At 57.0% G+C, this 26,430-nt stretch carries 35 protein-coding genes and 4 tRNA genes; 21 read left to right on the forward strand and 18 right to left on the reverse strand.

All coding sequences use genetic code 11. The features are described 5' to 3' along the window. Positions 1-2 precede the first annotated feature (2 nt). From U6G28_02310 to U6G28_02325, 4 genes are all read right to left on the reverse strand, one after another. On the reverse strand, positions 3-1,445 hold the full coding sequence (locus U6G28_02310) for a glycoside hydrolase family 1 protein (GenBank protein WRS30542.1): 1,443 nt from the start codon (positions 1,443-1,445) through the stop codon (positions 3-5). After that, on the reverse strand, positions 1,446-1,793 hold the full coding sequence (locus tag U6G28_02315; protein WRS30543.1) for a PTS lactose/cellobiose transporter subunit IIA: 348 nt from the start codon (positions 1,791-1,793) through the stop codon (positions 1,446-1,448). A gap of 155 nt (positions 1,794-1,948) precedes the next feature. Beyond that, positions 1,949-3,295 (reverse strand): PTS transporter subunit EIIC, encoded by a 1,347-nt coding sequence (locus U6G28_02320; GenBank protein ID WRS30544.1) that lies wholly within the window; start codon positions 3,293-3,295, stop codon positions 1,949-1,951. A gap of 85 nt (positions 3,296-3,380) precedes the next feature. Continuing rightward, entirely contained in the window at positions 3,381-3,710 is a 330-nt protein-coding gene (locus tag U6G28_02325) for a PTS sugar transporter subunit IIB (GenBank protein ID WRS30545.1), read from the reverse strand. A 148-nt stretch (positions 3,711-3,858) separates the two neighbouring features. Here U6G28_02325 and U6G28_02330 point away from each other — a divergent pair, with 148 nt between their 5' ends. Next, entirely contained in the window at positions 3,859-5,697 is a 1,839-nt protein-coding gene (locus U6G28_02330; GenBank protein WRS30546.1) for a BglG family transcription antiterminator, read from the forward strand. A 65-nt stretch (positions 5,698-5,762) separates the two neighbouring features. Here U6G28_02330 and U6G28_02335 read toward each other — a convergent pair whose 3' ends face one another. The 8 genes from U6G28_02335 to dapB all read right to left on the reverse strand — a co-directional run bounded on the left by U6G28_02335 (position 5,763) and on the right by dapB (position 12,419). Further along, on the reverse strand, positions 5,763-6,008 hold the full coding sequence (locus tag U6G28_02335; GenBank protein ID WRS30547.1) for a hypothetical protein: 246 nt from the start codon (positions 6,006-6,008) through the stop codon (positions 5,763-5,765). Positions 6,009-6,058: 50 nt separating this feature from the next. Beyond that, a tRNA-Lys gene (locus U6G28_02340) sits at positions 6,059-6,132 on the reverse strand. Then, on the reverse strand, positions 6,123-6,302 hold the full coding sequence (locus U6G28_02345; protein ID WRS30548.1) for a hypothetical protein: 180 nt from the start codon (positions 6,300-6,302) through the stop codon (positions 6,123-6,125). The genes U6G28_02340 and U6G28_02345 overlap by 10 nt, the downstream gene beginning before the upstream one ends. Positions 6,303-6,509: 207 nt before the next feature. Then, positions 6,510-7,442 (reverse strand): NAD(+) diphosphatase, encoded by a 933-nt coding sequence (nudC, locus tag U6G28_02350; protein ID WRS30549.1) that lies wholly within the window; start codon positions 7,440-7,442, stop codon positions 6,510-6,512. A 134-nt stretch (positions 7,443-7,576) separates the two neighbouring features. Next, complete coding sequence (locus U6G28_02355) at positions 7,577-8,866, reverse strand: homoserine dehydrogenase (GenBank protein ID WRS30550.1); 1,290 nt, start codon at positions 8,864-8,866, stop codon at positions 7,577-7,579. A gap of 26 nt (positions 8,867-8,892) precedes the next feature. Further along, on the reverse strand, positions 8,893-10,188 hold the full coding sequence (locus tag U6G28_02360; GenBank protein ID WRS30551.1) for a diaminopimelate decarboxylase: 1,296 nt from the start codon (positions 10,186-10,188) through the stop codon (positions 8,893-8,895). Positions 10,189-10,419: 231 nt separating this feature from the next. After that, positions 10,420-11,646 (reverse strand): LL-diaminopimelate aminotransferase, encoded by a 1,227-nt coding sequence (locus tag U6G28_02365; protein ID WRS30552.1) that lies wholly within the window; start codon positions 11,644-11,646, stop codon positions 10,420-10,422. Then, the gene (gene dapB, locus U6G28_02370; GenBank protein WRS30553.1) at positions 11,646-12,419 is read right to left on the reverse strand and encodes a 4-hydroxy-tetrahydrodipicolinate reductase; all 774 of its coding nucleotides are present in this window, start codon (positions 12,417-12,419) and stop codon (positions 11,646-11,648) included. The genes U6G28_02365 and dapB overlap by 1 nt, the downstream gene beginning before the upstream one ends. Positions 12,420-12,954: 535 nt before the next feature. On the opposite strand from dapB, the gene U6G28_02375 reads away from it, so the two are divergent. After that, entirely contained in the window at positions 12,955-13,554 is a 600-nt protein-coding gene (locus U6G28_02375; GenBank protein ID WRS30554.1) for a DNA-3-methyladenine glycosylase, read from the forward strand. Positions 13,555-13,697: 143 nt separating this feature from the next. On the opposite strand, the gene purU is transcribed toward U6G28_02375, so the two are convergent. Genes purU through msrB form a run of 4 tightly spaced genes read right to left on the reverse strand, consistent with a single transcriptional unit; the run spans position 13,698 to position 16,264 of the window. Then, positions 13,698-14,579, reverse strand: a complete 882-nt coding sequence (gene purU / locus U6G28_02380; protein ID WRS30555.1) for a formyltetrahydrofolate deformylase — start codon at positions 14,577-14,579, stop codon at positions 13,698-13,700. Positions 14,580-14,583: 4 nt separating this feature from the next. Then, the gene (locus U6G28_02385) at positions 14,584-14,850 is read right to left on the reverse strand and encodes a hypothetical protein (GenBank protein ID WRS30556.1); all 267 of its coding nucleotides are present in this window, start codon (positions 14,848-14,850) and stop codon (positions 14,584-14,586) included. Then, positions 14,847-15,845 carry an EamA family transporter gene (locus tag U6G28_02390; GenBank protein WRS30557.1) on the reverse strand — a complete coding sequence of 333 codons (999 nt, stop codon included), beginning with the start codon at positions 15,843-15,845 and terminating at the stop codon, positions 14,847-14,849. The genes U6G28_02385 and U6G28_02390 overlap by 4 nt, the downstream gene beginning before the upstream one ends. Continuing rightward, positions 15,845-16,264, reverse strand: a complete 420-nt coding sequence (gene msrB / locus U6G28_02395) for a peptide-methionine (R)-S-oxide reductase MsrB (GenBank protein WRS30558.1) — start codon at positions 16,262-16,264, stop codon at positions 15,845-15,847. Before msrB ends, U6G28_02390 begins: the two co-directional genes overlap by 1 nt. A gap of 188 nt (positions 16,265-16,452) precedes the next feature. Between msrB and U6G28_02400 the strand changes: the two genes are divergently transcribed. The 3 genes from U6G28_02400 (at position 16,453) to U6G28_02410 (ending at position 16,865) form a co-directional block, all read left to right on the forward strand. Further along, positions 16,453-16,525: transfer RNA gene (locus U6G28_02400), tRNA-Glu, on the forward strand. Positions 16,526-16,689: 164 nt separating this feature from the next. Continuing rightward, positions 16,690-16,763: transfer RNA gene (locus U6G28_02405), tRNA-Asp, on the forward strand. Between the two features lie 26 nt (positions 16,764-16,789). Further along, positions 16,790-16,865, forward strand: a tRNA-Phe gene (locus U6G28_02410). Between the two features lie 118 nt (positions 16,866-16,983). Here U6G28_02410 and U6G28_02415 read toward each other — a convergent pair. Next, positions 16,984-17,373 (reverse strand): DUF6782 family putative metallopeptidase, encoded by a 390-nt coding sequence (locus U6G28_02415; GenBank protein ID WRS30559.1) that lies wholly within the window; start codon positions 17,371-17,373, stop codon positions 16,984-16,986. A gap of 29 nt (positions 17,374-17,402) precedes the next feature. After that, positions 17,403-17,906, reverse strand: coding sequence for a hypothetical protein (locus tag U6G28_02420; GenBank protein WRS30560.1), 504 nt, complete (start codon positions 17,904-17,906; stop codon positions 17,403-17,405). Between the two features lie 127 nt (positions 17,907-18,033). Between U6G28_02420 and U6G28_02425 the strand changes: the two genes are divergently transcribed. The 16 genes from U6G28_02425 to U6G28_02500 all read left to right on the forward strand — a co-directional run bounded on the left by U6G28_02425 (position 18,034) and on the right by U6G28_02500 (position 26,362). Further along, complete coding sequence (locus U6G28_02425; protein ID WRS30561.1) at positions 18,034-18,270, forward strand: hypothetical protein; 237 nt, start codon at positions 18,034-18,036, stop codon at positions 18,268-18,270. Then, on the forward strand, positions 18,270-18,488 hold the full coding sequence (locus U6G28_02430; GenBank protein WRS30562.1) for a hypothetical protein: 219 nt from the start codon (positions 18,270-18,272) through the stop codon (positions 18,486-18,488). The genes U6G28_02425 and U6G28_02430 overlap by 1 nt, the downstream gene beginning before the upstream one ends. Continuing rightward, on the forward strand, positions 18,481-19,299 hold the full coding sequence (locus U6G28_02435) for an HNH endonuclease signature motif containing protein (protein ID WRS30563.1): 819 nt from the start codon (positions 18,481-18,483) through the stop codon (positions 19,297-19,299). Before U6G28_02430 ends, U6G28_02435 begins: the two co-directional genes overlap by 8 nt. A gap of 63 nt (positions 19,300-19,362) precedes the next feature. Further along, on the forward strand, positions 19,363-19,728 hold the full coding sequence (locus U6G28_02440; protein ID WRS30564.1) for a hypothetical protein: 366 nt from the start codon (positions 19,363-19,365) through the stop codon (positions 19,726-19,728). Positions 19,729-19,819: 91 nt separating this feature from the next. After that, positions 19,820-20,107, forward strand: coding sequence for a hypothetical protein (locus U6G28_02445; protein ID WRS30565.1), 288 nt, complete (start codon positions 19,820-19,822; stop codon positions 20,105-20,107). Continuing rightward, on the forward strand, positions 20,104-20,259 hold the full coding sequence (locus tag U6G28_02450) for a hypothetical protein (protein ID WRS30566.1): 156 nt from the start codon (positions 20,104-20,106) through the stop codon (positions 20,257-20,259). The genes U6G28_02445 and U6G28_02450 overlap by 4 nt, the downstream gene beginning before the upstream one ends. Next, positions 20,256-20,447 carry a hypothetical protein gene (locus U6G28_02455; protein ID WRS30567.1) on the forward strand — a complete coding sequence of 64 codons (192 nt, stop codon included), beginning with the start codon at positions 20,256-20,258 and terminating at the stop codon, positions 20,445-20,447. Before U6G28_02450 ends, U6G28_02455 begins: the two co-directional genes overlap by 4 nt. After that, positions 20,444-21,388, forward strand: a complete 945-nt coding sequence (gene bet, locus U6G28_02460) for a phage recombination protein Bet (protein WRS30568.1) — start codon at positions 20,444-20,446, stop codon at positions 21,386-21,388. The genes U6G28_02455 and bet overlap by 4 nt, the downstream gene beginning before the upstream one ends. Further along, positions 21,385-21,621: a hypothetical protein gene (locus U6G28_02465; GenBank protein ID WRS30569.1), complete on the forward strand. Its 237-nt coding sequence runs from the start codon at positions 21,385-21,387 to the stop codon at positions 21,619-21,621. Before bet ends, U6G28_02465 begins: the two co-directional genes overlap by 4 nt. Positions 21,622-22,137: 516 nt before the next feature. Then, the gene (locus U6G28_02470; protein WRS30570.1) at positions 22,138-22,518 is read left to right on the forward strand and encodes a hypothetical protein; all 381 of its coding nucleotides are present in this window, start codon (positions 22,138-22,140) and stop codon (positions 22,516-22,518) included. Next, positions 22,518-22,916, forward strand: a complete 399-nt coding sequence (locus U6G28_02475) for a hypothetical protein (protein WRS30571.1) — start codon at positions 22,518-22,520, stop codon at positions 22,914-22,916. Before U6G28_02470 ends, U6G28_02475 begins: the two co-directional genes overlap by 1 nt. A gap of 16 nt (positions 22,917-22,932) precedes the next feature. After that, the gene (locus U6G28_02480) at positions 22,933-23,739 is read left to right on the forward strand and encodes a DUF2303 family protein (GenBank protein ID WRS30572.1); all 807 of its coding nucleotides are present in this window, start codon (positions 22,933-22,935) and stop codon (positions 23,737-23,739) included. A 69-nt stretch (positions 23,740-23,808) separates the two neighbouring features. After that, a complete protein-coding gene (locus tag U6G28_02485; GenBank protein WRS30573.1) occupies positions 23,809-23,982 on the forward strand; it encodes a hypothetical protein in 174 nt (57 codons plus the stop codon). A 2-nt stretch (positions 23,983-23,984) separates the two neighbouring features. Beyond that, a complete protein-coding gene (locus U6G28_02490) occupies positions 23,985-24,707 on the forward strand; it encodes a hypothetical protein (protein WRS30574.1) in 723 nt (240 codons plus the stop codon). Continuing rightward, positions 24,697-26,040, forward strand: a complete 1,344-nt coding sequence (locus tag U6G28_02495) for a DnaB-like helicase C-terminal domain-containing protein (protein WRS30575.1) — start codon at positions 24,697-24,699, stop codon at positions 26,038-26,040. The genes U6G28_02490 and U6G28_02495 overlap by 11 nt, the downstream gene beginning before the upstream one ends. Beyond that, positions 26,021-26,362 carry a hypothetical protein gene (locus U6G28_02500; GenBank protein ID WRS30576.1) on the forward strand — a complete coding sequence of 114 codons (342 nt, stop codon included), beginning with the start codon at positions 26,021-26,023 and terminating at the stop codon, positions 26,360-26,362. The genes U6G28_02495 and U6G28_02500 overlap by 20 nt, the downstream gene beginning before the upstream one ends. Positions 26,363-26,430: the final 68 nt, after the last annotated feature.

Below are 26,430 nucleotides of genomic sequence, written 5' to 3' on the forward strand. Positions count from 1 at the left end.
AGTCAAAGCGACTCCCCATTCGAGGCGATCACTTCCCGATACCAGTCAAACGACTTCTTTTTGAGACGTTTACCGCTACCTTCACCAAGGTCGTCAAGGTCGACGTATACGAACCCGTACCTCTTACTCATTTCGGATGTCGAAGCACTAATAATGTCGATCCCCGACCAGGGCATATAGCCGATTACGTGGCATCCGTCGGCTATGGCTTCACGAAGAGCGCGTAGATGCCCAGCGTGATAGTCGATTCGGTACTGGTCATTGATGGTCCCGTCGACAACTACATCACGGTATCCGAGTCCGTTCTCTGCGATCATCAGATCTATCCCCCGGTATCGATCATTCAAGACGTTGAGGGCGTATCGGAGGCCAAGAGGATCAATCTGCCATCCCCATTCACTTGCCTCCAAGTAGGGATTTGCAAACGCTTCACCGATATCCCAGGAATCAGCATCGAGAAAAGTGATCCCCTCGTCCACGACAATTGTCATGTAGTAGGACAAGGCTAAGAAATCAATGGTTCCTTCACGAAGTGTCTCTGCGTCGCCCGGCTCCCAACTGATCTCTATACCCTGCCTCGCTAGCTCTGCCAGCACGTATTCTGGGTACTCTCCTTGGACCATCACATCGCTAAAGAAGTAGGCCTGCTGGTTGTAACGAAGCGCAGCAAACATGTCCTCTGGCTTCGGAGTTCGCGGATACGCCGTCTGATCCAGGATCATGGAGCCCATCCGTAGATTTGCGTTCAGTTCCCGTCCGTAGCGAACGATTTCTGCATTGGAAACCAACTGATTATGAATGGCTTGGAACTTCGCTTGAACCGGGTCAGGAACATCAGCCGCCAGGATTCCAAGCGCTAGGTAGGGGTCCATTATCGCCGAGTTAATCTGGTTGAAGACTATCCAGTAGGTGACCAAGTCCTTATACTCATTGACCACGAACTTCGCGAATCTTTCAAATGCATTCTTGACCTTACGATTCGCCCAACCCCCACAGTTGGTAATGAGTTCCAGCGGCATCTCGTAGTGAGAGATTGTGATGATTGGTTCAATACCGATCTGCCTCATATAGCTGAACATCTGGCGGTAGTACTCGACGCCCTCCTTCAGCGGCTCTTCTTCCATTCCGGTAGGGAAAAGTCGGGGCCACGAAATAGAAGTTCTGAAGGCGTTTAGCCCGGCGTCGCGAAGAAGTGCCAGATCATCACGATACGTGTGGAAGAAATCAATTCCATACCGCTTAGGGAACGTGAGTGAACTATCCGCAAGATATCGTTCGATTTCCTTTTTCGACCGGATCGTGTCGAGTTTTTTCCCTCGTGCGTCGCCCCCGTACGGAACAACGTCAGCCTGCGAGATTCCCTTACGGTCTACGTCCCACGCGCCCTCAGCCTGATTCGCCGCAATTGCCGCGCCCCAAAGAAAATTCTTCTTAAACCCGGTCATCTACTTCTCGTTCTCCAGAGCAATTAGTCGCCTGTTGAAGGCATCCGTGATTCCCATAAGCCGCTCAGCAATGTTCTGTTCACTCTTGATCGTCATTAGAGTGTCCTGGGCGTGGACAAAGAGGATCGACGAGGGGATCTCTTCGCCTCTCGCTTCTGACTGAATCAGTTTCGTCTGCGCTCGATGAGCCTTCGTTATTTCCTCTTGTGCGGCATCAAGGTCTGTCCGAGCCTTGTCGAAATCACACTCTTCCATCGCAACCAGCGCACTCTTGATCTTCGTACGACCATTGCCAGCATTGAGGATAATTTCCATCGCAACCTGATGGACTTCATCTATCGCAATCATTGATGTTCCTTCTTCTTGCATCAGTAGAATTTTGTTGAGTGGGATCGAACGAGGCTCCCCCGCCATACTCGTTCGACAGTCGGAGGGAAAAGGCTCGCAGACCGTCACCGGCTAGCTCACGCTCGGATCTAACCTTCTATTTCGAGCGAGGGAGACTAGAGTTCCACCCTAGTTCTCTTGGTGGGTGCTTTCCTGGGTGCGGGTCGATTCGTCCCGGGTGTCTCACTCGCACCGACAGATTCCATTTGCTGCTCGTCGGTCTTCCCTTCTCGTACAAGCAACTGGTTGTCGTAGACCCTGAAGAATGGGAACCAGACTGCAGTGGCGACCGCCACCACGATTACGAACAGAATTAGGGATCCGATCGCAGGCGCAACCAGCCATGTCGAAATCGGGTACGGCATATACCAGATCTGGAATGGCTCAGCGGGGATAGGGGCCATACCAAAGTGCAGAGCTGGCCAAACTATCAGGGGTAAGAGCAAACCGTTGATCCACATAGGAATCATCAAAATGGGGTTGAAAGCGATAGGTGCCCCGAAAACGACAGGTTCATTAATGTTAAAGATCGAAGGAACAATGACCGCCTTACCAACCGCTTTTAGTTGCTTCGACTTCGCTGCGAACAGCATCATCAGTGCCAGAGGAAGCGTTGCCCCCAGTCCCCCGATTGCGATCCAACCGATGTACACCACTTCCTGCGTATTGATCATCGTCGGGGCGAGACCCGCAGCGACCGCAGCCTGGTTCTCGGCGATTCCGGCAAACATAATCGGGAAAATAATCGGCCCCATCACCCAGGAGCTGATCCCGAACGAGTAGATGAACACGGTGATAAAGACGATGAGGACAAACCCGGGATAGCTCTGTCCGATGCTGAGCAGGGGACTAAAGATCGTCCCGAGAATGGCGAATGCATCAAAACCAAAGCTGAAGGTGATAAGCCATGAAACTCCTAGAACTACGGCTATCGGGATCAACGAGTCGAACCAGGTGATAATAAAGTCCGGGAGCGAAGACGATTTCTTGAAGAAAGACCACTTCGAGGACGAGAAGAATATCAGTCCGACCAGCAGCCCGACGACTAGTGCAACAAACACTCCTCCGGCACCAAAGCGGTCAAACTCAAAGGTTGCCGACATTGCCCAGGTTTCTTCGTCCACCACGAGCGCTGGTTTGGCCAGCATCAGATACGACGCGATGCCGGTAGCGCCGGCCAAGAGCTTCGTGCGCTGAACGCCCTTGTTCTCCATGGCGAAGTAGGGAATTAAGAATGCCAGGATAAGGCCCATCAGTCCGAAACTGAAAGAACTAATTGGTGAAAGGTCCGGCCACCACGTCCAGTTCTCTCTCACCCAGGGAATCTCGGGGACCAATCCGATCAGGGTGACGAAGGATCCAACAAGGACAAACGGCAAGATTGTCAGAAACGAATCCTGAACTGCCTTCACCCAAGGGTTCCGCGTCACTTTGTTGGTGAAAGGAACAACTTTCTGGTTCATGAAATTTATCAGGCCATCCACGGCTTATCTCCTAATAGCTCGCTATGATCAATCGACGTTGATTGATGGGTCACCGACCGAATTACTATTCGTCTTCTGCCTCAAGAACATCCGCCGCAAGATCCAGGATTCCTGCGCCGTCCATCGTTCCGTAAAGACTCTGAGGTATCAGAGCAACCCTGACTTCGTGGGCAGCAGCTCTCCTCCGCGCGTCGTCAATCATGTACTCAAGATGAGGGCCAAGTAGCACTACGTCGGCGTTCGGAAGGTTCTCATCGAGTTCTGCCTCAGACCGCGCTATGACTTCCACGTTTTCCCACCCGCGTGCCTTTGCAGCTTGACGTGCCTTCTGCGCGATAAATCCACTGGAAGCACCCGCTCCACAGCAGATGAAGATATTGATCTGGTCGCTCATTGTAGGGTCCCTTCGGCGCGTCGATTTCGTTTCACAATGAGAATCCATCGATTGGGCCGTTAGGACCAATGTCGATTTGCCGCTCTGGCGGCAAGGACCAATGTTCACATAAATGGAATGCGTTAGTTTAGGTCATTACTGTGGGAACGTGAGTCAAGATGCAAGACACCGGCTAGTAACAAGACTCCTTGATACCGACAACTGGGTCTCAGGCCCCGAGCTAGCGCGCACGGTCGGTGTTTCTGCCAGAACGATTCGTAACTATGCACACTCGATACCCGGGATAAACTCTTCCCGACAGGGATACCGCGCCGGACCGGAGGCAAGGGTTTGGTTGGAGTCTCAGCGTGATTCTGGTCCGGAGACGCCCTTAGAACGGCTCTACTTCATTGTGAAGGCTCTGCTCTCCAGCGATGGAGTCGTAAACCTGTTCAGTTTGTGCGATCAGCTCTTCGTTGCCCCACCCACTCTCGAAGCCGATATTGGAAGGGCTCGGGGTCTTCTTCAAAATCACGGTCTGCGCATTAGACGCCGAGGCGATGAGTTGCAGATTGAGGGTTCCGAGGACGCTCAAAGAGTCCTGCTTCGAGATCTGTTGATCGACTCTGTCGCAACAGGCCCCACGATCACTCTCGATGACCTGCAACATGCCTTTCCAGACTATGACGTCTCGACTCTGAAGAAGATCGTGCGTAGCAACCTTGACGCATACGAATTGCGGATCAACCCAATTGTCGAGTCGGGTGTAATGCTCCATATCCTCATCATGATCACCCGGGTCCATGTTGGAAGGCCACTCCCGAACACATCCGACTCGTCGGCGGTTGCAAGCGGAATTGCCGATGAGTTCGAAGAGTATCTAGGGTTCCCAATTCCAGACAGTGAACGAGCGTATCTCTCAACCCTCTTGGACCAACGAACGGGCGGCCTCGAACCGGAGGACCACGCTACCGAACTAGTTGCGACCGCACTTCACCAACTCTCTGACGAGTTTCAGATTACATTTGACGATCCGGCTCTTAGACGCTCCCTGTCCCTTCACGTTCGTAGCCTGCTTGTACGCTCTGCCAGAGGCACGGCAATTCCGAATCCTTTCACCAATCAAATCAAGCAATCGCACCCTCTTGTTTATGAACTCGCCGTGGCGTTTGCGCAGCACCTAGGAACCGCGGCAGGCATCGTCGTCGATGACGACGAGAAGGCATTCATTGCAATGCACCTGGGTTCATACTTCGGCCGTGTTTCGCCGCACGCCAATAGGCTTAACGTTCTGGTTCTGATGCACGGATATGAGCACCTCTCCCAAAACACTATCGAGACCCTCAGAGAGTCCCTTCCTCAGAACGTGGATCTTTCCGCCATCGCCAGCGTTGATGAAGTCGATTCGCAGACAGATCTGTTGATAACCAACGTCCCCGTGAACAACTCGCCCAGGCCGGTCATCCAGGTTAGCCCGCTCCTAAATCAGTCGGATCTGGAACGGATTCGCTCCCGTATCAGCGACCTACTGCGCGAGCAGCGTGTAGAACTATTCTCAAGTCAACTCATTCGACTGGTCGATACCGAGTTGTTCTATGTCGACCCACCAGCACGCACTCCCGAACAACTAATTCGTTTCGTGAGTCAGGACCTGATATCCATTGGCATTGGCGATCATCGGTTTACAGAGTCAATTCTAGAAAGAGAACGCCTGTCACCCACTGGCTTCCCCTCGGGAGTGGCCGTGCCACACCCTCTAAAGATGGGGGCCAAGCGATCAGGATTGGCGGTCGTTAGTTTTCAAGATCCAATCAAGTGGAATGATTATGACGTATCGCTGGTGGTCTTCATTGCATTCAGCCAGAAGGAGCGACCGTTGTTCAATGCTATGTTCGACCAATTGATCGAGTTGCTTTCAGATCCTCAATCGGTGAAGACCCTCGCGGAACGTGCGAAAGATTTTGAAAGTTTCAAGCAGACTGCGATAGCTCTCGCCTCCGCACTTTAGGCCAGACTACGTCGTGCCATGAGAATCGAAGGGACTATCCACATCGGTGAACCTGCGATGGACGACTAGTCACTGATCTCAGGACCATCAGCCAGGCTCTCACCCAAGGTTTCTTCCTTTGTCACCGCGTCCGCTCCGGTCTTCCTCTTACGAAATTTTTCCCAGAGGTTTATTACAACAGCGGAGGTGACTGCACCCCAAAGGGCCCAGATCGCGGCAACGGCAAACGGTGGGATTTCAGCGGTGATAGTAATGAACGTGTACGCAACAAAGCCGATGGCTGCGACAGTAAGCCAGTCCATCCCGGTCATTGAATCCACCTGCCATCAGCATAGTAGTCACGCACATCGGCTCCGATTTGTAGGCCCCCCGGGACTCGAACCCGGCACCCACGGATTAAAAGTCCGTTGCTCTAACCAGATGAGCTAGAGGCCCGCACCGATCATTCTAAGGGCTTCAGCAGGAACCGTAGCACTCAGGAACTGTGGCATTCGCCTATCGGCCACAAAGACCACATCCATTTGCTTACCGCACCTCGCACGCCTCGTCATAGCCGTCGTTGGTTGCAGTAGCGCGGTCTCGTAGTAGAAAACGTCCGCCAACAACCAAGAACTATCCCGGTTCTTGACTACCAAAGCCGCTACTGCAACCAGACCTCGCTATGACGAAACCTGATCTTTGGTCGTCGCCCAAACGTAAGTTGGAGACTGTTGCAACGCCTGCTGAAACAAGAATGTCGTAGTCGATGTTCAAGTGGAGTACCTAATACTGCTGACACTCAGCCGACAGGCTACTCCGGCACACGCCCGGCTCTAGGCTCCCAGCCAGTCGTTTATTACTGCGTACGCGATTGAGCTTGGACCCGGACCCAGTACGTCGCCGGTATCGAAGGCTCTGATCAGTTCCCTCTTCGAGAAAAATCGGGCCTCACGAATCTCCACCCCGTCCGGCACCGGGTCTGCGGTCCCGCCGCGGATCGTCGCCGAGAACGCCAACATCAGAGACCTTGGACCGGGCCAAACCTGGGAGGCTAGGTATTCTGTGTTCTCAACGCGAAGTTGCACCTCTTCCCAGAGTTCTCGGTCCACCGCCTGGGGTGGAGTCTCCCCCGCTTCGACGTAACCGGCAGGAAGCGACATCCGGCGTTCCGGCCAAGTGGCGTTGCTTGCGAGGAGTAGCCGCTCTTTCGCGTCGGTCACCCGCATGATCACTACCGGGTCCATTCGCGGATACTCGATCGCGCCACAATTGGTGCACTGACTCGCCCAACCAGCCTCAACCGGGACAACGGGGGCCCCGCAACGCGGGCAGAACCTAAAAGTCGCGTGCCACTTAGCAAGCGCGACGGCGCGGGACGCTAGCTGCGAATCGTCGGCCGAAAGTTCCGCAGCGATCTGAGTTAGTGGGACAAGGGTAGCTTCTGCCAACGCCAACGACGGCGCCAAGTCTGTGCCGGACGACCGGGGTACATTTGCGACGAAGTTAGCAGTGCCTGGCGTATTCGGTTCCGTTGGGACCACCCACACCAAGTGGACGATCCCATCGGTCGTTCTCCCCAGTAGGAGCGGTTCACCCGCACCGTCCATAACTTCTGCGAGGCGACCGTTCCGAATTAAGACCCTCCCAGCCGGGTCAACAACGTGACCTACCCATGGCTGACCATTTAGGTCCGCGAACGTGAAACTCGCGCGCTCATAACCCATAGCGTCAACGGCTCCGCGCCCCATGGGTAACTCACTAATCAAAACAGCACCTCTTCTGCCGCTTGTTCATAATCTGGCCGGCCTCGGAACGGATCGCGGCAACAAAAACCCCGGTCGACACGCTCCCAAGCTCGCACGAATTTCACCCAGGAGGTTCTACCCCCGGTCAAATCTGTTCAGCCCTCGATTCGCAGAGTCGAATCCACTCGGGCCACCGCCGGCAATGCCGAGAGGGTCGCAACCACCTTCCGTAGCGCGCCCTCCGTCGCGCGGTGCGTAGCTATTAGGAGGTTGGTTGACTCACCATCCCTCTCACCCTGCTGCACCGTCTGGATCGACACCCCGTTGTCAGCGAACACCCGAGCAACCTCAGAGAGCACGCCCGCACGATCCTCAACCGCCAGCCTGATCTGGTAGCGAGTCTCTGCCTCATCGGCGCTGAGGATCGGGAGGTTCGCATAAGCCAGTTCCTGCGGAGCGCCGCCGCCGTGAGCGATGTGATGCGCCGCCGCCACCACGTCCGATAACACCGCCGAGGCCGTCGGAGCACCACCCGCACCCTGCCCATAGAACATCAGGCGTCCCGCAGCCTCGCCCTCAACGACAATGGCATTGAAGGCGCCTGCCACCGACGCCAATGGGTGACCGACCGGAACCAGGCTCGGGTGAACCCGCACCGACACTGCTTCTTCACCGGCCCCAGTTTCGGCGCGCTCAGCGATCGCCAGGAGCTTGATCACGTATCCTGCCGCAGCCGCCTCGGCGATGTCATCAGCGGTGACCTTCGTGATTCCCTCAACCGAAACGTCGTCGATGCTGACCCGCGTGTGGAAAGCGAGTGACGCTAAGATCGCGCACTTCGCCGCCGCATCCAAGCCCTCAACATCGGCCGTTGGGTCGGCCTCCGCGAATCCGAGGCGCTGGGCTTCCGCTAGGGCATCCTCGTACGAGGCGCCCGTACTCGCCATCGAGTCCAAGATAAAGTTGGTCGTCCCGTTGACGATTCCGAAGACCCCGGTAATCCGGTCGCCCGCGAGCGACTCCCGCAGACCATAAACAACCGGAACTGCCCCGGCGACAGCCGCCTCGTAATAGAGGCTCCCGCCATGATCAGCCACCGCCTGATTCAACTCAGGGCCGTGAGCGGCAAGCAACGCCTTGTTTCCTGTAACAACGGTCTTTCCCTGCTCGAGCGCACGCATTACGTATTCGCGAGCCGGATTGATGCCACCGATCAACTCAATCACCAGATCAGCGCCATCAATCGCGTCATCGGCATCCGTTGTCAGGAGATCGGCGGGAATCGCAACATCCCTCTCAGCAGCCACATTCCGCACAACCACTGACGCGACCTGCAGATCAGCACCAGCACGCGCATCCAGATCAGCGTCCTGCTCCTGGAGCAGGCGGAAGACCTGCGATCCAACGGTTCCCGCACCTAGCAGTGCAATCTTTACGGTCTTCATCTCTTCTCCTCCGCTCAAACTCGCGCTCACTTCTTACTCCTGAGCGGATCGATCTCCGGTTTACCGAGGTCGTCGGTCACCTCAAACCCTGCCACCGTCGCGAAGTAGTCACGAGGCGTCTCAGCGCGGCGGATCATCCGGAAAGATCCGTCCTCTTCAAACAGTACTTCCGCCGAACGGAGCTTGCCGTTGTAGTTGTACCCCATCGAGTGTCCGTGCGCGCCGGTGTCGTGGACGACGACCAGATCCCCAATTTCAATCTCGGGTAGTGCCCGATCTATCGCCAGCTTGTCGTTGTTCTCGCACAGCGACCCCGTGACGTCATATACGTGGTCGAGGGGTGCGTCCTCTTTCCCTGGAACCGTCACGTGGTGGTAGGCGCCATACATCGCTGGGCGCAGTAGGTTCACCGAACTGGCATCCAACCCGATGTAGTGCTTGTGAATGTTCTTCTCGTGGATCGCTGTCGCAACCAGCCATCCGTTCGGCCCTGTGATGTAGCGGCCAAGTTCCGTGACCACCGCAAGCTCAGGCAACCCCGCCGCCACGATGGTCTCGTTGTACGCCTTCTCAACCATTTTCCCGATGACGGCAACGTCCGGTCCCGCTTTCCCTGGTTCGTAAGGGATTCCAATGCCACCGGAAAGGTTCACCAGGAAGAACTCCGCGTCGCACTCCTCGCTCAAGTCGACGACCAACTGGAAGAGGATCTTCGCCAGTGCCGGATAGTATTCGTTGTCCGTGGTGTTTGAGGCGAGGAACGAGTGGATTCCGAACCGCTTCACCCCTAGTTCCTTCAACCGGTTGATCGCGACCGGCATTTGTTCAGGTGTCAGCCCGTACTTCGCGTCTCCTGGGTCTCCCATCACGCGCGTCCCCAGCTTGAAGTCACCGCCCGGGTTATACCGCAGGCTAATTTCCTCTGGAATTCCGCCATTCTCGGCGAGGAACTCAATGTGGCTGATGTCGTCCAGGTTGATGATGACACCCAGTTCGCTGGCCAGCTGATACTCCTCGGCCGGAGTCACGTTCGAGGAAAACATGATTTCGTGCCCTTTGAATCCCACCGCGTCCGCCAATAGCAGTTCGGTGTACGAGGAGCAGTCCACTCCGCATCCCATATCCTTCAGGAGGTGGAGGATCGCAGGGTTTGGAGTCGCTTTCACCGCGAAGTACTCCTTGAAACCCGGATTCCACGAGAACGCCTCTTGCAGAGCGCGAACGTTGTCGCGAATCCCCTTTGCGTCGTAAAGATGGAAGGGCGTGGGAATCTCTGCGGCTATCTCGCGTAGCTTCTGGAGTGAGGGTGCGGGACGAGGCATTAGCGCTCCTGGTCTGTATCTTGTGGTCTCGATGATCCAGATGAACTCCGGACGGGTGGTCTTGTTAGTGGATAATTGCCAAGGGACGCATCAAAGTGGCTCCAACCGGAGTTCTCGCACTTCGCAACTCAGGTAATGATGGGTTCCCGTCGGCGCGAGCACCTCGGCGGGCGGGAACCGATAGTCGTTTCGGCACGGTACTTTGGACTGAGTCGAAGTTCCCACGCCCGCCTACCGCGCAAGTTCCTGTAGCAGAGCGCTGAGGCGAGCAACCGCCTCCGCCGTATCCTCATGAGTTCCGAACGCTGTGAGGCGGAAGCATCCCTCACCCGCGGGACCAAATCCGACACCCGGAGTTCCGACAATCTGGGTCCGATTCAGTAGCAGGTCGAAGAACTCCCACGAGTCCATTCCGCCCGGGCAACGGAACCACACGTAGGGAGCGTTCCTACCGCCAGAAACTGAGACTCCGCCCTCCTCCAACGAGGAGCGAATCAGCTCGGCATTCCGCAGGTAATACTCGATGGACTCGCGAGTCTGCTCTACCCCCTCGGGCGTGTAGATCGCAGCAGCAGCCCGCTGCACAACGTAGGGCACCCCGTTGAACTTGGTCGCCTGGCGGCGGTTCCACATAGGCTTCAAAGCCACACCATCGACCATCAGTTCCTCTGGAACGACAGTCCACGAGCAACGCAACCCGGTAAATCCGGCAGTCTTGGAGAACGAGCCAAACTCGATTGCGACCTCTTTCGCGCCCTCAATCTCATAGATGCTGCGGGGAACATCATCCTCGGTAATGAAGGCTCGATACGCCGCATCGTAGAGGATCACCGAGTCGTTGTCGCGAGCGTAGTCAACCCACCGCTTCAGTTCAGCGCGGGTCAGCGTGGCACCCGTTGGGTTGTTCGGATAGCAGAGGTAAATAAGGTCAACATGGCTCTGCGGCAACGGCGGCTTGTAACCGTTATCTTCATTGCAGGGCAGGTAGGTGAGGTTCGTCCAACGACCATCGATGTAGTCACCAAGGCGCCCTGACAGTGCGTTCGAGTCGATGTAGACCGGGTAAACCGGGTCCGCTACCGCTACGGTCGCGTTCGAGGCGAAGAGCTCCTGAATGTTTCCGCAGTCCGACTTGGCCCCGTCGCTAACGAAGATGTCGGTGGGATTGATCTCAACTCCGACCTGGGCATATTCGCCTGCGGCAATCGCCTCGCGCAGGAACGGGTATCCCTGCTCTGGGCCGTAGCCGCGGAAACCCTCGCTGGTTAGCTGTTCATCCGCCGCGGCTTTCAGTGCCTCAACGCTGGCTTGCGGGAGCGGCCTCGTCACGTCACCGATCCCAAGGCGGAGCAGTCTCTGGTCAGGGTGTTCGGCCTGATAAGCAGCGACCCGCTTCGCCACTTCACTGAATAGGTACGAGGAAGGAACCTTCGCATAGTTCTCATTCACCATCGACATCAGTTGTCCTTCTCCTCACCCGCAGTTTCGAGTAGGTCATCCATTCCGTAGAGACCCGGCGCTTTCCCGGCCACAAACTTGGCTGCCCGAACCGCACCGTTTCCGAACACCTGGCGTGACTGGGCAACATGGCGCAGTTCGATAATCTCGTCATCAAGAAGGAAGAGGACCGAGTGCTCCCCAACCACCGTTCCGCCGCGGACCGCATGGATGCCGATTTCGCCTCCACGAGGCTGGTCATCGTCGGGGGTTCGCCCGTACACAAACGGGCGATCTGGATCGGTGGCGTCTCGGAGCGTCTCCGCCAACGTCAGGGCCGTGCCCGAGGGAGCATCAACCTTCATTCGGTGATGTGCCTCAATGATCTCGGCATCGACGGGACCGAGCATCCGGCCGGCGTCTTCGGTGAGCTTACGCAAGACACTAACTCCGAATGAGAGGTTGGCAGACTTGAAAACGGGAATAGTCTCCGCCGCTTCCTGAAGAAGCGCCAACTGAGCATCGTTGTGACCGGTTGCAGCGATGACAACTGGTTTGTCAGTCTTCATCGCATAGTTCAGAACCGAGTCCAGCCCCTCCGCGCGTGAAGCATCAACGATCACGTCGAACTCTTCGCGAACGTCCTCAAGAGTTCTGTAGAAGGGGCGCGCCTTGTCGTCTACAGCATGGGGATCAACTGCGGCGACAATGACAACGCCGTCCTGCTTATCTTTGGCTGCGGTGATCACAGCCTGCCCTAGCTTGCCGACTCCGTTTAGGACAATCCGAGTCAAAACAGCCTCCCAAAACCCGTACCAACACTCGGCCCAAGATATAGCGAAGACCCATCTTGCAACCGCCCAAAGCATAGCCAGCGCACGACCGAGTCCGCAGAAATGCCCACCGCTACCTACGACCGACTACCTGTCCCTCGTCCTATACCAGCCCAGCGCAGATCGCGCGCGCGGGCACCCCGTTTTTGCACTCGTTCAGCGATTTCTTGTTCGGCAGCGCAGATCGCGCGCGCGGGCACCCCTCCCAATGGGAACTACGACGAACACCTAAGGCCAGCGCGGATCACGCTCGCGGACACCCCGGACGAGAGGCGCAAGCCAGAATATGCGCACCAGGCACCCCACCATCTGAGGGGCGCGAACGGTCCAATACTCGACCTTCCTACCGCAAGCAATCGATCAAACCAAGTCGGACACCCCATCTAGGGGGAACGAACGGTCCAATACTCGACCTTCCTACCGCGAGCAATCGATCAAACCAAGTCGAGCACCCCATACGAGGGGCACAAGCCAGGTTCTTCTAGGATTGACTTCTATGTCCAATGATTCGTTCCAGGGTTCGCTGGTGCTTCCCCACTCTTTCTATGAAAGGGAGACGCTGGAGGTTGCCCGCGACCTGATCGGCTGTCGCCTGCACAGGAAGCTGCCGGAGGAACTGGGCGGGGAAATCCTCGTCGGGCAGATCATCGAGACCGAAGGCTATCTTGGGGAGTTCGACGATGCCGCCCATACTGCTCGCGGCAGGACCAAAAGAAACCAGGTGATGTTTGGTCCGCCTGGATTCACCTACGTCTATTTCATCTATGGGATGCACTGGAACCTGAACGTTGTAACAATGCCGGAGGGGATCGGCCAGGGTGTCCTCATTCGCGGCGTGGTTCCAATCCAGGGTGAGAAGACGATGGCCAAGCTTCGCGGGCGACCGAAGCCTCTGGCGGACGGACCGGGCAAACTGTGCCAGGCATTTGCGATCACCGGGGACGACTACGGCACGGACCTAACCGGTGATCAAATCTTCATCACCGAGAGAACCAGCCCGGTGAACGTTCGTACCACTCCCCGAATCGGAATCGACTACGCAACCAACAAACACGAGCCCTGGCGGTTCATAGACTCGGATAGGGTCCGACGCTGACCCCAAGTACCGGGGCGCGGTAGGCACCTACGCTCCTTGGTTTGCCAATCACAACGGGCATATTTCGGACCGAATTTTCGGCGTGTTGCAGCCCTATCTGATTGGCAAACCGGAGTGGGCGAGGATGTCGCCAAACATGACGGTCAGAAGACGATCGTCTGGTTCTCGTTCCGAATGACTCGGTCCTCGGCGTGCCACAGGACGGCGCGGGCCAGTACCTGACGCTCAACATCAGCGCCGCGACGAGCCAACTCGGCTATCGAATCCTTGTGGCTGACACGGATGGTGTCCTGCTCGATGATCGGCCCCTCGTCCAAATCCTCAGTTACGTAGTGCGAGGTGGCGCCGATCAGCTTGACGCCGCGCTCCTTCGCCTTCTTGTAGGGGTTAGCTCCGATAAACGCGGGGAGGAACGAGTGGTGGATGTTGATCACCGGAACCCCCAGCTCCTTGAGAAAATCACTTGAAAGAATCTGCATGTAACGCGCAAGGACAACGAAGTCGACGTTGCCTTTTAGAAGCGCAAGAATCTCTGCCTCCGACTTTGCCTTGTCCGGCCCCTTCTGGCTGGGGACATGGAAGAACGGGATACCGAGGGAACGCACGTCCTCTGCCGTATCCGTGTGGTTCGAAATAACCATTGGGATACTCACCGGCAACTCGCTACGGCGATACCTCCACAGCAGATCGAGCAAGCAATGATCTTGCTTACTGGCTAGGATCGCCATGCGCTTAGGAACCTCCATGTCGCGCAGATACCAGTCGAGACCAAACGGCTCAAGCGTCCTCGCAATGTCCGCCTCAAGATCAGGTTGACTGGCGACCAACTGAGGTTTCAGGAAGACGATGCGCTGGAAGAACATTGGCCGCTCCTCCTCGTCCGTCGCAAACTGGTCAAGGGAGAGAATATTGCCCCCGTTGCGGGTAATCATCGCGGAAACGGCGGCGACAATCCCCGGGGTGTCGGGGCCGTGCACAACCAGGCACGCATGGTCGTGGTTCAGGGGAAGTTGCGGTTGAGTCATGGCTCTATTCTGCCTTCAAGGCTTTGCGCTCGAACCTCGTGTTCGCAAACAGGATGTAGGCGACTAAAAGCACTAGTGAAAGAACGATTGCAGACACCCACCGTGCCAGCACATCCATTCCCATTTGCTGGCCGACCAAGTCAGCGAAAGCGTAGCTACCAACGCCAAGAAGGGTTGTCTGAATCAGCCCTGTAAGCCGGGTTCCCCTAACAAACATGCTCGACATCAAGCCGATAGCCAGACCAACAACGACCATCCAAGCAAGGTTCACAGCTTCTCCTTCTCAGGTCTCCCGATTTCAATTACCTCTGATTCTCCCACGTCAGCAGGCGAAACCACGCCGCTCACCGGTTCAACCAACTCCGGTGTTGTGGCCGTGACCGCGCCCTTGGCTGACCTTCGCCTCCTCGGGACCCGATTGGCCAGCCAAACGGCAACAGAAACCAGAATCATCCCAGAAATCTCAAAAGCATTGGGGATTTGACGAAGCATTATCGCCCCGACAATCACGGAGGTCAGCGGTAGTAGCGAAGTCAGTAGCGCAAACGTCGCGTCGCTGATGCGCCCAAAAGCGATCGCATCAATCGAGTATGGAAGTGCGGTGGAGAGGACCCCAACGCCTATCAGCATCAGGACTAGGTTCCCCGTGAAATGCACGTGAAATGCGTCTGCAAAGAAGACCGGCAGATAGATGATGGTAGCCGCGCTCAATCCAAGCGCCAGCGACGGCCCGGTTGGTCTACGCCTCGAAATATACGAGCCCAGCGAGATGTAACAAGCCCAGGCAACGGCCGCCCCAAGGATGAAGAAGAAGCCGGTGCGAACTGTCGGGTTGGAAAGATCAACACCCCAACCGCCGATCATGAATATTCCGACGAGGGCAAGCACAGCGGCGATACGAGGGGTCCACCCTCGTCCACGAACAACTGCGACGATGACTGGTCCAATGAACTCGACTGAGACGGCGGCCCCCATCGGCATGCGGGCGATCGCCTCGTAAAAGAGGGCGTTCATGGCTCCGAGCACCAGACCGAAAACGACAGCAACCAGTACCGCTTTCGGAGTCCATGCCTGCTTCCACGGACGCCACAGGAGCAGGAGGACAACGGCACCCAGCGCCATCCGCCACCAAACAACGCCGGTCGGCGGCATTAGGACAAAAAGACCCACCGCGATAGCCGCACCAACGTATGTGAAGATGCCAGAGGAAACGAAGAGCGCCGGTACCGGCAGTCGGCGGCGCGCCGCTGTAGACTCGGACGCCACTACCGGGCGCTTGGTTCGGGGTCGCCCTCATCCGTTGGCTCAAAAGTGAGCGCGACGGAGTTCATGCAATAGCGCATGCCGGTCGGGGTCTGGGGGGCATCAGGAAAAACGTGACCGAGGTGTGAACCACACCTCGAACAACGAATTTCGGTACGAGGGTAACCGAGCACGTAATCGGTGGTCTCGGTCGTCGCACCGGGGTAGGCCTGGAAGAAGCTGGGCCATCCGCAACCGGCATCGAACTTGGCCCCGGCGTCAAATAGCTTCTGGCCGCAACCTTTGCAGTAGTAGGTTCCAGGGCGCTCCTCGTCCAGCAGTTCACCGGTGCCGGGGCGCTCGGTCGCGGCGTTTCTTAGGACCTGAAACTCGAAGGGAGTGAGCTTGGCCTTCCACTCATCTTCGGTCTTGGGGTGACTCATGATCCTCCTCCTTTTGCTATCGTCCATTCTGCTCCTAACCCCGATTGGTGGATAGGGCGGGTCGGGAGACGGAGGTGTAGCTGTGGCACTGGTTGCACTTGCGGCCGTTTGGTTTGTTGCAACTCACGGGGACAGATACACTTTCTGAGTCTTGCAGTGCACTAGGTAATCTAGAGAACCGCAAGTAGGCCCCCATCGTCTAGAGGCCTAGGACACCGCCCTTTCACGGCGGCGACACGGGTTCGAATCCCGTTGGGGGTACTGCACAACTAGATAGCGGCATCCATGGCCTTTCGATTTCGGTCGAAAGGTTTAGGTGCGAAAAGTCTCACGGCTGAAAGGCCGAAAGATTTTGCAGATAACCGTTGGATAAGGCAATCTAGGTGCAGGTCAATGACCGGGCGGATTTCGATCTGTCATGTTATGGCCCCTTAGCGCAGTTGGTTAGCGCGCCGCCCTGTCACGGCGGAGGTCGCGGGTTCGAGTCCCGTAGGGGTCGCAGGTCGGCTCAAGGGTCGACCTTTCGGCTCTGTAGCTCAGTTGGTAGAGCGTTCGACTGAAAATCGAAAGGTCACGGGATCGACGCCCGTCGGAGCCACCAAGACCACCATAAACCAGAACCCTAGGGAATCCCTAGGGTTCTTCTGTGTCTATGGCCGGAAAACCAAGCTACAAAACGCGCCTTGAGACGGGCCACTTTAGCCATTACTTAGGCCATTCTAAGCCGCCAGCCTTCGCGCCAACACACGCCGATAAGCTCGCACCGTCCACTTGGGGACATCAAGCAAGGCCGCTAGTCCGCCCGTGTGGTAGCCAACCTGGGACTCCGCCCACGCATAGTCAACCGGGTCAATAAGGGCCAGAGCGACTTCCTCATTGATTCGGTCCTCGATGACCTGAGACTGCGGTCCTAGGTCGCCGCGCTGGCAATGGTGAGTTTCGTGAGCAAGTGTCGCTAAGCGGTGTCCGCTGGTCATCCCTGATTGCAGGTAGATGGTCTTGGCGGCGTGATCGTAGTAGCCCCACGCTCCGTCTAGCTCTGCTTCTAGGACAGTGACACCCTCCCGACTGAGCAAGTCTAGGAGGGTGTTCTCTTTGCTACTCACCACGGTCGTAGGGTAGCTAGTCGGTCCGACATTTATGGGATGTCATCTGCGCCTTGCCCGTCGAGTGGGCCTTCCTTGTCGCGCAACGCAGCCATCCCTCGCCCGTCGATCACTCGCCCCTTACCGAAGTCGAGGACATGAACGTTCTGCGCGGTGAGGTTCGCCGGACCATCCTCATCCGCCTGAACCTCAATCTCTTCCACTGTCTCGGAGTCGAGGGGTTGCCGCATGATCTGGGAGCCTCGGTTTGCGCGTCCTAATAGCTCTTCGAGTAGTTGCGCGTCGGTGACTTCATCCCAATTTATGACCGTGATAGGCCCGCGCGACTCTTCAGCGTCGATGTACCCAGTGTCAACGAGTGCCTGTACAGGGTTCACATGGTATGCGCGCGCCAGCTTTATGACCGATTCAGCAGGAATCGAATCCTTGTCTAGCTGACGGCCAAGGCTGTTATGTGCCAGGTCAGCGCGCTTTGCTGCAGCGGCTGTGGTATCCGATCCCACAGTGTCAAGGAACCATTCGCTATGTGTTTTCATGACTCAATCATACCCTAACTTGTCCATTCTTGACAACATCTCTATTTTGGCTTGCACTCTAATGTCCATCTTGGTAATCTTGTCCATATCAGACACATTGATCGGTCCCGCTCAAAGGAGAATCACCTTGGCATATCTAGCAATGAAAGAAGGAATCCTCGACAGTCTCCGCCAATCCGGGGGCATCGCCACCGACGAAGCGATGGCAAGACTCGCAGGAATCCCCGAAGACGAATACACCGCCGTCAAAACCGGCAAAGAAGCACCATCCGCGCTGTTCCTAGCCTCAATCGCACTCACCTTCAGCAAGAACGTCGATCAGCTAGCCGAAGCGCGCCCCGACACCTTCAAGGCGGCAGCCTAATGCTCACTTCCGACATTTCGATGATGACGCTGGACGAGTTCGCTAGACGTAACTCGATCAGTCGCGACACCGCTGAACGCTGCATGAAAGGGCAAGGAGACCCGTACCCAGACCTGACCGTGAAAAGGGTCAAGAAGAAGGGCTCCAAAGGCCCAGGCCGTATCTACGTGACCGCACGCCAAGAACTCGCATGGCAGGACGCGATGCAAGATGCGTGAATGTCAGATCGCGGGATGCGCTCGCAGAGTTAAAGCTAGAGGCTTCTGCGACACGCACTATCACCAGGATCGTCGCGCTCGCGGATACAAGAAGCCTAAACGCAAGATTTCCGATCCTGGCGTGCTCGATGATTTCAACGCGAAAATACTGGTTCGTGGCGACGACGAATGTTGGCCTTGGGAAGGCGGATTCAACAGCAAAAACTATGGGGTGTTCTCCCTTGAGGGTGTAGCCAAGCTCGCTCACCGTGTCGCGTGGGAGCAAGCGAACGGGCCGATCCCCGCTGACATGACCGTTGACCACTTGTGTCAAAACAAGAAGTGCATGAACACCGCGCACATGGAGATTGTGAGTCGCGCTGAGAACAGTCGCCGCGCTGGTCGACCACTCGAATGCAGACACGGCGCGCCGATTATTTATAAGCGTGACGGGGTGACTGTTCAGGACTGTCAGCAATGCGCGGATGACGAGGCAAAAGCGAAGCGCCGTCAACAAGAACGCCGGGATGAACTCGCCGCAGAGAACGCACGTCGGAAAGCCGAAGTTGAGTCGTGGAAGTCAATGAGTGTCGAGGAATGGATTACCGAGACTTTCCGTGATCCCGTCGATGTGGTCTTGGAGCAGGTGGCACTCCCGCTTTGGTGGTCGCGCCTACTTGCCGGATGGGGTGTCAGCGATAAAACGCCACTCCACGCGGCAGCTCAACTTTCAGGGCGAATCGATCTTGGGGTGCTAGTGAGCATCTGCGATGCCGCCGATTACTTTCGGGACGAACTCAAGATTCCCGAACTACAGAAACCAACTAAGTAAACAGCCCCGGATGTGTGGTCCGGGGCGAGGCAGGAAATACCTATTAGGAAGGTTATCAGGCTGATGCAGGAAGAAAAAGAGAATCCGGTGTTTACGGCTAGTAATGGCATGGTGGTGCGTCTGTCCGATTCGGGTGGGGATGTGGTCTTCATAGGGCGGGATCAGCCCAGACGGATAGTGACCGTCGAGGAGCTTACCGCTTTGGGTGAATATTTCGCCGCTGAGCGTGACCGTGAGCTTGGAAGATCATGTGGCCCGCTGGGAGGTCGAAGCATGATCACTCCGGTTATCAGTATCAGCCACGACGATAGCGGCCAGTGGGACGTGTCAGCTAACCCGGATTTGGACGCGAAATACATCGTCGCGTCCCTGCGGGATGTTGCGACCAAAATCAACCGACTCATCAAACAGTACGAGGAGGCCCGCTGATGTTTTCTCTGATCAATGTGCTCTCGGCGTGGGCGGCTGTTTGTCTGCTCGTGTATGCGGGCCACCGAGCTTTGAAAGCGAGGGGCAAGCAATGAGCGTGGCTGTGGCTTTCGCGTCGGACGAGTGCCTGACGATTGGGTGCCGTAATCCGATGGGCACTGATTCTTACGGGCGGGCCTCTGAGTTTTGCGATTGGCATGCGCGCCCCCAAGTGGACATGCGCGACGGACAGTTGGTGCTCACTTTTGAGGGTGCAGAAGTGTGCACTGTTCCCGCCTCTGAAGGACGCCGCCTTGCCGGTGATTTAGAGGCATACGCGCACCTGTGCGGCACCCGCACACAAATCACCCGCGACTACTTACAGGCGGTGAAGCCATGAATGCCGCTTATGAGTATTCCGAGTCGAATCCGTATGGGCCGGACCGCTACCACCAGGGCGACCCCTTGGACTGGGATGCGGACCCTTACCCATCAACCGTGGAAATGCAGGCGCTCGCGGACGAAACCGCAATGTTGTGGGACGAGCTATGAGAGCCGCGTCAGCAATATTCGGCGGGGTCATCGTGTGGGACGAGGACGGCCAGATTTGCGTGAGGCTTCAAAACCCTTGGGATAGCGAGGCCCGCATGTCTCAAGCCGATGCGACCGAGCTAGCGAAAAGCATTTATTGGGTGATCGGCGAAGCCAATCGCCGAGCAAAGAAAGACGAAAAGAAATGAGTAAAGACCTAACGGTCAGCGAGGGGCAAACCGAGTTCAGTGAACAGCAGATCGCTGTCCTTTCCCAGATAGGGGTACAAGATGCCTCTGACGCCGACCTTGCCGTTTTCTTCCACCAGGTGCAACGCACCGGACTGGACCCTTTCGCCCGCCAAATTTACATGATCGGGCGTAGACAAAAAGTGTGGGACCCCGAAACTCGGCAAGAGCGTTGGACCACGAAGCAGACCATTCAAACCGGGATTGACGGGTTTCGCCTAATCGCTAGGAGAGCCGCTGATAAAAGCGGTGAAGCCCTATCTATCAGTCAACCGTATTTCGCTACCCCGGACGGCAAGTGGTTGGACTTCTGGCCCTACGACAAGCCTCCGATAGCGGCGAAGGTCATGGTCAAACGCGGGGACGGGGAGTTCCCGGCTGTTGCTATGTTCCGTGAATATGCGGGCACCACCAGTAAGGGCGAATTGACGCGCATGTGGGCAACCAAGCCTTCCGTGATGATCGGTAAGTGCGCGGAGGCTCTGGCCCTGCGCAAAGCCTTCCCCCTGGACTTGTCGGGCCTATACACGACCGACGAAATGGATCAGGCAGAAGAGGCCACGGACACATCCTCCGGGCGGGCTCACACCAGGATCGAGCAGAAGCCACACACCCCTGATACTCCGCTGGCATCCCAGGAACTAATTGACGAGATCAACGCCTACGCGAAAGAACTTCACATGGGCCGCGACCAGATACGAGCCGTCATGAAGCATTGCGGGCAAGACCCAGATGTGCAAGGCACTCCCACCGTGGAAGTTGCCGAAGCGATGGCCGAGCATTTGCGCGGGCAACGAGATAAGAGGCTCGCGGACCAAGCGCGCACGCAAGCCGAGGACGACAGTCAGGAAGTCATCGACGCCGAAATCGTAGAAGACGCGGAGGCCGGTGACCCCGTATGAGTGTTTTCAATGCTCTTAATCGGATGGCTGAGCCTATCGGCTTCGACATTGGGATGGCGGACAGTCATGTCCAAGCCAACTTTTTCAATGGTTTCGCGCAAGCTTTCGTGCAGTCGATGAGTGAGCAGGACCGCGACATGCAGGCGTATTACATCGACCGGGATTTGACTCCGAAAGCACGGAAAGTACTGAGGGAGATCGCGTCCACGATTGAGGCAGGTGATGCGGCGTGAGTGAGCGTACTTCCCCGACGGGTGTCTGGTACGTGGATTGTGAGCGGTGCGGTGTTCAGCATCCAGTGACACGCAAGCACTGCGTCCAATGCGGTCACCCAAGCGCGTTTTTGGACGCGGAAGGCTTCTGCCTCAACTGCGGAGGTGGCGCGAAATGAATTGGCGACTAAAGGCTAAATGTGCGGGCGCGGATTCTGAAACATTTTTTGATCGGGACCGCACCAGTGAGGCAAAGAAGTTTTGTGCCGAATGCCCTGTAGCAGCGTTTTGCTTACAGGCCGCACTCAAAGCCGAAGGGAAAGCGGACAAAAACTCAAGGTTCGGCGTGTATGGCGGGAAAACGCCCCTGGAACGGTGGCGGATCGCGACCGGGAGACCCACACCAAGGCGTCGCTGCCAGGACTGCGGCACCCCACTGGGCCAGACGCAGGGAGGACGCCAATACTGCGACACCTGCCGAACTGACCGCATCAAAGAAAGCGCACGCCAATGCCGCGCCAGGAAAAAGGAGATGGCATGAGTCGTAGTAGGGCTAGCGCTAAACAGGCCGGGACACGATTCGAGCGTCTGGTAGCCGACTACCTGGCGGCGACTGTGGATGACCGCATAGACCGGCGCGTGAAGACCGGGAACAAGGACCGGGGCGACATCTCGGGGGTTCGACACATGCTGGGCCGCGTCGTCTTGGAATGCAAGGACACAACACGAATCAACCTGGCCGGATGGGCGGCAGAAACAGAAATAGAGCGCGGTAATGATGATGCCCTCGCTGGGGTGACCGTGCATAAACGCCACGGAAAAGGCCAACCAGAAGACCAGTGGGTGACCATGACGCTCGCCGATTTCGTGGCCCTATTAACCGGAAACAGGAACCACCTACAAGGGAAGGAAAAGTAATGAGTGAAGAAAAACCGGATGTGGAGTTTGTGGAGGTGTTGGTCCGTCAGGGACGAGGCTCCACCAATGAAGAACTAAGCGAGGCGCTACGCGAACTGACGAAGCGAGTGGTCGCTACCGGTAAGCCCGGCACTATCAGTCTCACGGTGCGTGTCTCTCAGATCAAGAAGACCGGGCAACTGGTCATTGACGACAAGATCAGAACCAAGCTTCCCGAGTATGACCGGCCCGTGACTATCGCTTTCGCGGACGAGGCCGGGAACCTGCTACGCGAAGACCCCAACCAGAAACCCTTATGGGATGTCCACGACCTCGACGACACGAAACCTGTTGCCGTGGTGAACCTCGGCGGTGAAGTGACCGTCGTGGACCCCGCTACCGGAGAGATCAAGGAGTAACCCCGTGGAAGAGAGCATGAGCAACGAGAACCAGGCGATTATCAACTTCGCCAGAGAATCACTGAGGCCCTTCCCCACCGACTTCGAGAACGTCTACCTGGCACCTGACGCTAAGGGCGACTACCAGGTGATCGACCTAGACGAATTCAATGACGTGCCACGCGACTACCGGGCCTTGAGCAAGACCTTTGATGACGTGGATAGCTTCCTGGCGTTCCTGCATTCCCACAATCAGGACCAGGCAGCAGAGATTTGGGCTAGGCAAGCCGGTGATCGGCGCTCCATGAGTGTGACCGCCCTACTGGACCCAGCACCCAGCGGCCCATCCCTTAGAAATCTCCGTCTCGCTTTCACCGAAACCGAGCGGTGGCAAGACTGGAAACGCGTCGATAACCGCTGGTACGACCAGGAAGAATTCGCTGAGTTCCTGGAAGACCACGCCGATGACCTGGCCTCCCCTTCCGCCGCTGAAATGCTAGAGATCGCCCAGTCCATTCGCGCCACAGTCGGCACAGTCGTAGAGAAAGGCATCCGCCTGGACAACGGCGAAACCCAGTTGGTGTACAAGGAAGACATCGAAGGCAAAGCGGGCCGCGCGGGACAGCTGGAAATCCCCCAACAAATCAAGATCACCGTCCAGCCCTTCACGTCATCTAGTGCCTACATGCTGGACGCGAAGTTCCGCTACCGCCTCGTCAACCGCGAACTGAAGCTCTCCGTGAAACTCATGAACGCGGATTTGATGATTGAACGCGTTTTCAGCGGCATCCTCGACGCGGTACGTGAGGGCGCAAGAGACGTGCCCGTCTACCTCGGCAACTAAAAACACCCCCGGTTGGCCCCTGTAAGACGCAAGGGGCCAACCAAACCACCCCCGTAGAAAGGAAAGCTGATGGGTGAGCTTACCCCGCAACAGAAGTTGGCTGTGCGGTTCATTCAGGACGCTCAACGGCTGGTCGGTCAAGCCGCCTTGAACCTCTCCCGGTTCGTTGACCTGGGCCGCGAATACGGCCTCACTGACAAGCAAATCAGTCAAGCCCTTACCACCAGGAAACAGGGGGAATAACCGTGGCCGCGTTGTTCGCGAAGATTGACTTAGATTTGCCGGATCACCCGAAGGTGATGCCGCTATCTGACGCGGCTTTCCGCGCCTACGTCGAGTCGATTCTGTGGTCCCGAAAGCACCTCACTGACGGGTTCCTAGCAAGTCGCTACGTGTCTGCTAGGTGGTCGCTAGAGGTTGCTAGAGAGTTGGTAGGAAGTGATGACGAAAAACCCCTTTGGATGGAGGTCGATGGCGGGTATCAAATCCACGATTTTGAGGGTCATAACGACACAAAAGCACAGGTCGAAGCACGTCAAGAACACGCTAAACGTGCAGGTCAGGCCGGGGGCCTAGCAAAAGCTAAGCGCAGTGCTAAGCGCTCGTCTAGCAAAGTGCTTAGCAAAAACGTACCAGAGACAGAGACAGAGACACATATATTAACTCGCGATTTTGACGCATGGTATTCGCTCTATCCGAAGAAGGTTGGCAAGGGTGATGCACTCAAAGCTTTCAAGTCGGCAAGGAAGAAAGTAAGCCAAGAAGAACTTGTGCGAGGAGTGGGTGCTTACGCAAGGTCAGTAGCTCACACGGACCGCCAGTACATCAAAGGTCCAGCAGCGTGGCTTCGCGCTGAGTCTTGGAGTGACGAGCTAACTCCATCCTCGCCCCGCCCCACGATTCGCCGTGAGGCCGCACCGCCCGAGGTTGGTTCCCCACAGTGGAAGGCGATCTACGGTGAACAGTGACATCGACCTTGAGCGCACTGTCCTTGGCCTTGCGATGGTGTGGCCCAACAAGACCCTCATCGATTTCGCGGCGGTTAGGCCCGAGCATTTCCAGTCCGTGCAATGCGGGGCGCTGTGGCGACTCATCACCCAAATGGACGCTTCCGGGGACGCGATAAGTATCCAAACTGTTGCCGCAAACTTGGGCCGAGTACCAGTGAACGAAAGGCGCGGGGTTGATGCCTCCTGGCTGTACGAGTCGTCAACGTTCGCGCAGTTCCCCGAGCAGGCGGAAACCGTGTGCCGCCAACTCATCAACTCCGCGAACCTGAACGCGCTATCTCTGGCATTGACGCGCGCACAGCAAGTCACTGAAGGCGCAACGGACGCTCCCGCCACATTGGAGACCGTGCGAGCACTCATCGACCAGGTTGCTGCTGACCGAGCGACCGGAACCATGATCGGTGACAGCATCGCCGAGACCGTGGCCCGCTTCGATGAGGAAACCCCTGTCATTCCCACGCCCTGGGATTCCCTGAACGACATTATCGGTGGGTGGCGTCCTGGCGCTCTCTACGTGGTTGGCGCGCGCCCAGGGGCGGGAAAAACGATCTTCGGTGTGCAAGCCGCCCTGGGCTTAGCGCAATACGGTTACGTCGCTTTGAACACGCTGGAGATGGATAAGCACGAAATCAACCAGCGGGCGATCAGTCATGCCGGGGAAGTGTGGATCAGTCACCTACAAGGCGCTAAGAACGGGAAATCTGCCATGTACGACTGGGAACGCGACGCGGTAAAAGCCGTCATCCCCGCCTTGGCGGACCTGCCAATATCCGTGCAGGACGACCCGAACGCCACCCCACTCACAGTGCGCGCCCACGCCCGCAGCCTGACCCGTAAAGGCCCGCTGATGGGCATAGTCGTGGACTACCTGCAACTCATGGAACCGGACGGGCGGGATCAGCGGCCCCGACACGAAATCGTGGCGTCCTACAGTCGCGCCTTGAAGAAGCTCGCCAAGGAAATGGGCTGCCCGGTAATCGCCCTGTCTCAGCTGAACCGTGGTGGTGCTGGCAGCGACCCATCCCTAACGCACCTCAAAGAGTCCGGCTCCCTGGAGCAGGACGCCGACGTGGTGATCCTCCTGAGCCAGCCAGAGATACAAGAAGAAGACGGCTCAGTGCGTCTCGATGAGCTCAACTTACGGGTCAGTGTCGCGAAGAACCGGCACGGACCGCACGGCTCGTTCACGATCCAACGCAACGGCGGGAAATCCACTATCGGCGCTCTCGAACAGCGCCCACACCATCTCGAATCAGGAAGGAAACAGGCCGATGATGCAGCCCCATTCTGAACCAACGGTTGACCATGTCGCTCAGGAATGGGCGTACTCGATCAATGACTACTTCGACAAGTTCATCGAACGCGGCGATGACCGTGGCTGTGGTCCAGACGCTGACCTACTGAGGAAGCTCCGTCGTGCTGAACTCCAAGGCTACGAAATGACCATCGTCTGCAAACGAGTCTGGGAACCAGCCAGCTCCGGGATCGTGTCATTAGCCGATGCCATGGATGAACTCATTGACCAACTCGACCGTCCCGCCCTATCGCACCGTGAGCAGGTCAGAGAAGCACGCAAAACCCAAACCGAAACCCTGAAAGGAATCTCAGCATGAACCCCCTTGCCCCTCGTCCTGGCCCTGATCGGATGCCGAAGCATCGTGTGAGCCGACAGCAGGACGTG

It is taken from the genome of Actinomycetaceae bacterium MB13-C1-2 (assembly GCA_035621235.1).
Classification (GTDB): Bacteria; Actinomycetota; Actinomycetes; order Actinomycetales; family Actinomycetaceae; genus Scrofimicrobium.

Bases quoted from the DNA above. Each gene is read 5' to 3' on its own strand.
- U6G28_02310 (WRS30542.1), bottom strand. From the start codon at position 1,445: ATGACCGGGTTTAAGAAGAATTTTCTTTGGGGCGCGGCAATTGCGGCG.
- U6G28_02315 (WRS30543.1), bottom strand. From the start codon at position 1,793: ATGATTGCGATAGATGAAGTCCATCAGGTTGCGATGGAAATTATCCTC.
- U6G28_02320 (WRS30544.1), bottom strand. From the start codon at position 3,295: ATGAACCAGAAAGTTGTTCCTTTCACCAACAAAGTGACGCGGAACCCT.
- U6G28_02325 (WRS30545.1), bottom strand. From the start codon at position 3,710: ATGAGCGACCAGATCAATATCTTCATCTGCTGTGGAGCGGGTGCTTCC.
- U6G28_02335 (WRS30547.1), bottom strand. From the start codon at position 6,008: ATGACCGGGATGGACTGGCTTACTGTCGCAGCCATCGGCTTTGTTGCG.
- U6G28_02355 (WRS30550.1), bottom strand. From the start codon at position 8,866: ATGAAGACCGTAAAGATTGCACTGCTAGGTGCGGGAACCGTTGGATCG.
- U6G28_02360 (WRS30551.1), bottom strand. From the start codon at position 10,188: ATGCCTCGTCCCGCACCCTCACTCCAGAAGCTACGCGAGATAGCCGCA.
- U6G28_02365 (WRS30552.1), bottom strand. From the start codon at position 11,646: ATGTCGATGGTGAATGAGAACTATGCGAAGGTTCCTTCCTCGTACCTA.
- U6G28_02375 (WRS30554.1), top strand. From the start codon at position 12,955: ATGTCCAATGATTCGTTCCAGGGTTCGCTGGTGCTTCCCCACTCTTTC.
- purU (WRS30555.1), bottom strand. From the start codon at position 14,579: ATGACTCAACCGCAACTTCCCCTGAACCACGACCATGCGTGCCTGGTT.
- msrB (WRS30558.1), bottom strand. From the start codon at position 16,264: ATGAGTCACCCCAAGACCGAAGATGAGTGGAAGGCCAAGCTCACTCCC.
- U6G28_02420 (WRS30560.1), bottom strand. From the start codon at position 17,906: ATGAAAACACATAGCGAATGGTTCCTTGACACTGTGGGATCGGATACC.
- U6G28_02430 (WRS30562.1), top strand. From the start codon at position 18,270: ATGCTCACTTCCGACATTTCGATGATGACGCTGGACGAGTTCGCTAGA.
- U6G28_02435 (WRS30563.1), top strand. From the start codon at position 18,481: ATGCGTGAATGTCAGATCGCGGGATGCGCTCGCAGAGTTAAAGCTAGA.
- U6G28_02440 (WRS30564.1), top strand. From the start codon at position 19,363: ATGCAGGAAGAAAAAGAGAATCCGGTGTTTACGGCTAGTAATGGCATG.
- U6G28_02445 (WRS30565.1), top strand. From the start codon at position 19,820: ATGAGCGTGGCTGTGGCTTTCGCGTCGGACGAGTGCCTGACGATTGGG.
- U6G28_02450 (WRS30566.1), top strand. From the start codon at position 20,104: ATGAATGCCGCTTATGAGTATTCCGAGTCGAATCCGTATGGGCCGGAC.
- U6G28_02455 (WRS30567.1), top strand. From the start codon at position 20,256: ATGAGAGCCGCGTCAGCAATATTCGGCGGGGTCATCGTGTGGGACGAG.
- bet (WRS30568.1), top strand. From the start codon at position 20,444: ATGAGTAAAGACCTAACGGTCAGCGAGGGGCAAACCGAGTTCAGTGAA.
- U6G28_02465 (WRS30569.1), top strand. From the start codon at position 21,385: ATGAGTGTTTTCAATGCTCTTAATCGGATGGCTGAGCCTATCGGCTTC.
- U6G28_02470 (WRS30570.1), top strand. From the start codon at position 22,138: ATGAGTCGTAGTAGGGCTAGCGCTAAACAGGCCGGGACACGATTCGAG.
- U6G28_02475 (WRS30571.1), top strand. From the start codon at position 22,518: ATGAGTGAAGAAAAACCGGATGTGGAGTTTGTGGAGGTGTTGGTCCGT.
- U6G28_02480 (WRS30572.1), top strand. From the start codon at position 22,933: ATGAGCAACGAGAACCAGGCGATTATCAACTTCGCCAGAGAATCACTG.
- U6G28_02485 (WRS30573.1), top strand. From the start codon at position 23,809: ATGGGTGAGCTTACCCCGCAACAGAAGTTGGCTGTGCGGTTCATTCAG.
- U6G28_02500 (WRS30576.1), top strand. From the start codon at position 26,021: ATGATGCAGCCCCATTCTGAACCAACGGTTGACCATGTCGCTCAGGAA.